Source organism: Avibacterium gallinarum (assembly GCF_002921135.1).
In the GTDB taxonomy this organism is placed as follows: domain Bacteria; phylum Pseudomonadota; class Gammaproteobacteria; order Enterobacterales; family Pasteurellaceae; genus Avibacterium; species Avibacterium gallinarum.
Window position 1 is genome coordinate 1 of the sequence record NZ_PQVJ01000066.1, and the last position, 3,639, is coordinate 3,639.

The 3,639-nt window shown below is 35.0% G+C and carries 3 protein-coding genes; 2 read left to right on the top strand and 1 reads right to left on the bottom strand.

Going from position 1 to position 3,639, the window contains the following annotated elements:
• The first annotated feature begins 299 nt into the window (after positions 1-299).
• Complete coding sequence (locus C3007_RS11415; RefSeq protein ID WP_103854529.1) at positions 300-593, top strand: hypothetical protein; 294 nt, start codon at positions 300-302, stop codon at positions 591-593.
• Between the two features lie 397 nt (positions 594-990).
• The gene (locus C3007_RS11420) at positions 991-1,980 is read left to right on the top strand and encodes a replication initiation protein (RefSeq protein ID WP_103854530.1); all 990 of its coding nucleotides are present in this window, start codon (positions 991-993) and stop codon (positions 1,978-1,980) included.
• Between the two features lie 369 nt (positions 1,981-2,349).
• Here C3007_RS11420 and C3007_RS11425 read toward each other — a convergent pair.
• The coding region (locus tag C3007_RS11425; protein WP_165779994.1) for a MobA/MobL family protein at positions 2,350-3,639 on the bottom strand (1,290 nt) is incomplete at its 5' end.

The window sequence follows — 3,639 nt, forward strand, 5'->3', positions numbered from 1 at the left end:
TTGTAAATCATCAAATCGAGAAGAATACTTATCATCTCGATTGATGTAGTTACTTTTAGCTTTTGCTGATTGTCCTTTAGCTTTGCTAACTCGTCTTACATTTAAGTGATAAATTGCCATAAGTGTTTGAGCTTTATGAAAACGGTAAAGCGGTACGCTTGCGAACGGTAGTTTCTTTTGCTTTAGCAAAGAAACTAGGAAGTGAGCATTACTGATAAATCAGTAATGAATAAATCCGCTTGATACTATAATATCCTTTGTTTAATATATCAACAAATTTACTTCTAAAGGATTATGCTATGAATAAAGATAAAATCGCTAAACTTGAAGAAAAACAAGCTGAACTACAAAGAAAACAAGATGAGATAAAGGCTAAAATTCGATTGATTAAGTCAAAAGAACAAGCTGAGAAGCGTAAGAAATCTACGCATTATAAAATTTTATTAGGTGCTTTTTGGTTAAACGAAATTGTACATAACCCACAAATAGACGTAGATACCGATTTCCCTAAATTGCGTAAGTTTATCAATGACGATAAAAAATTTAATGAATTGGCTGGCTTTGTAAAAGAAGAAATCTTAAAAAATAAATAATCTACCGCCCTACGCTATCGCTTCGGTTGCTCAACCTTTGCAAACATTGCCAACAAGTGCCAATGCTTGCAAAGGTTAATATTTGTACTTTTTGGCTTAAATCCAATCAAAAAAAAGAAAAAATAGGGCTGAAAGCCCCAAAAAGAGCCGTTAGGCTCTATTTTTTTGTTTTTTTGTTTTTTTGTTTTTTCGGACGTAAAAAATGTAATATTATCAACTAGTTAAAGAGTTAAAACCCTACAAATTTATGGTTAAAACCCTACAAATTTATGGTTAAAACCCTACAAATTTATGGTTAAAACCCTACAAATTTATGGTATTCCACTACTTAATCATTGATTGTAGTGATATTGTGGTTTATTATTTGAACCTATTTTATTATTTTTGTAGGTTTAATATGTCTAAAAACTTAATTATTGTTAAGTCTAATAACCTTGTGGAAGCTAGCTATAAGCTGACTTTAGATGAAATGCGGATATTATTATTAACAATCGGCAAGATTGATCCTAGTATTGAAAATCATCATAGAGATTTTGAATTTACAGTAGCTGAGTTCGTAGAAAATTTCGGAGTTGATGAGAAGGTGGCTTATCAACAAGTTCAAGCAGCCGTAGATAAGCTAGGTGGTCGCTGGGCTATTTTAGAAGATACTCCAAAGGTTAGGCGTAAAGCTATCTTTTTGACAGATCAAACTTATTTTAAGGGTGAGGGGCGTTTTCAAATCGTATTACACGAAAAATTGATGCCGTTCGTTTCAGAAATTAAAAGTAAATTTACAAAATACAATCTTGAATATGTTGCCAAGTTTAGTGGTTTTCATTCAATCAGACTTTATGAAATACTTGCTCAATACCGTTATGTTGGTTGGAGAGAAGTATCTTTAATTGAGCTTAAAGAATGGTTACAAGTTTCAGATAAATATAACCGTTGGGATAATTTTAAAAGTAGAGTTTTAACCCCTGCTATCAATGAGATTAATGAAAAATCTGATCTATTTGTCGAAGTTGAACCGATTAAACGTGGACGAAGTATTTATGCTTTGAACTTCAAAATTAAAACAAAGCAAAGTGCGGTTAAAACAGAATTAAAACGCCCACCGTTCCCACATAAAAACAAGTATGGTAAATACGTTCATTTAGATAAACAAAATCCAGCAATGAGTAATGCAGAGTATGGTAATTATGCTCACGCTTGCCTAAAAATACTTGATGAATATTACACTAGGATTGAGGATGTAACTCCAGAGGATTTAAGGCACTACTGGATCTTTTTAGCGGTCAATGCAAGCCATAAATCAAAGCTAGGAAAGAAACAAGATTTTTTAGAAGCCTTACAGGTTCAAGGCTATAAGCTCATTAATTGCGAACTTGTTAAACTTGAAAATTGAGGTGATCGAGCATACAATGCTTATATGGAAAAGGGAGCGAATTGCTCCGCTCCCCTTTAGGTTGGTTGCTGTCTAGCTAATACCTTGCACAGTGTCGCCAGACAACAACAAAATGATTACAATGAGCAAAACCCATTTTAACCAAGTTGGCATACTCACCTCCTACAGTTGGGTTGATACCAATTGATCGAGGCTTTTTGCAGTCTGACGGCAATCAGACTGCAAGAGCCTGACCAACCAAAAAGAATTATATCATAGACCGCCTTAAACGGCGGTTTTTTGTTATTTAACCTGAAAAAATCAATCTGAATAGCGTAGTCTTTCTGATTGATTTTTTTAGGCAACAACCGAGCATAGCGAGGGCGTTAGTTATAAACTCAATCCCTTACGTTTTAAAGCCTTTTGCTTCTGTTCTTGTTTGTGTTCAAGATCCCTTTTTTGTTGTTCCCTATGCCATTTTAAAACGCCTGAAAATTCCATTCGTGTAAGTTGATTGACGTTTCTCATTTTCAGTTCTGGATTTTCTTTTAGCATTTTATCGATCTGCTTTTGCATAGGTTCTAGCGTAGCTTTTCTAAATTGCTCAATACGTTCGTTTAATTCGTTATATTCCTTGCTTTTGGCTATCTTAGCTCGTTCAGTTCGACTGTATTCATTTTCAATCTCTCGAATACGTTGTTTCTGCTCTTTAGATTGCCATAAGCCTAAAAAGCCATTGTTTTTACTGTTTAGCGTGTCATATTCGCTTTGTAGTTGGCTTAGTTCTTTGTTGTAACCGTTAAATTCACGCTGAATTTTATCTAGTTTTTCTAACTCAACTTCAAGCGTTCTTATTGGTTTAAGCCAATGCTTTATCAAATACTGTTCAAAATCCGTCTGAGAAAGCTCCTGAATGCGATTTTTAGACGATTTATTTTCTTCCCCTTGTGATCGCTTGTCTTTTTCTTGAAAATTGCTCTGTGTGCGATTTAGGGCGTTTTTAGAGAGTATTTCAAATTTAGCGGAAAAAATCCCCTTCCCTTGCTCTCTTAAATCGTTATAGCGTTTCTCTTGGGCTATTTCTTGCCCTATTTGATAGATTTCCTGACTAATCTCATCGGATTGACGTTGCATTTTGTCTAAATTCTTAAATTCTCGCCAATGAATATGGGTAGTTGGATCTCGTTCAATCCCTTGAGCTTTAAGGGTTCGTTCGTCTATTCGGCTATCTATACCGTGCTTTTCTAGATGCTGGTTTGCCAGCTTTCGCCACGTTGTCCGTATATCTTGCACAAATTCCCTAGCGTTAGCGTGCTTTGATTTCATTGCTCCGCCCAACGCTAAAGCCTTACTATTTGCACGCTTAAAAAATTGTTCGGGAGTGCGATCTATGCCGTCTTGATGACGTTCTGAGAAGATTAAATGACAATGGGGATTATTATTTTCAGGGTCATTATGAATAGCAAACGAATACGGTAACTTGTGTTTATCATTATCTATGGTCTGTTTTATGAACTCGTTCACCAGAATTTGCTGTTGTTCTAGATTTAATTCTCTCGGTAAAGCAAATTCAATTTCTGTACAAACTCGAGCATTTGAACGCTCATAAATGTCGGCATATTCCCAAAATAAATTAGGGTTAGTTTGGGCGAAATTTGGCATATTTCCGCTTTGCGAAAA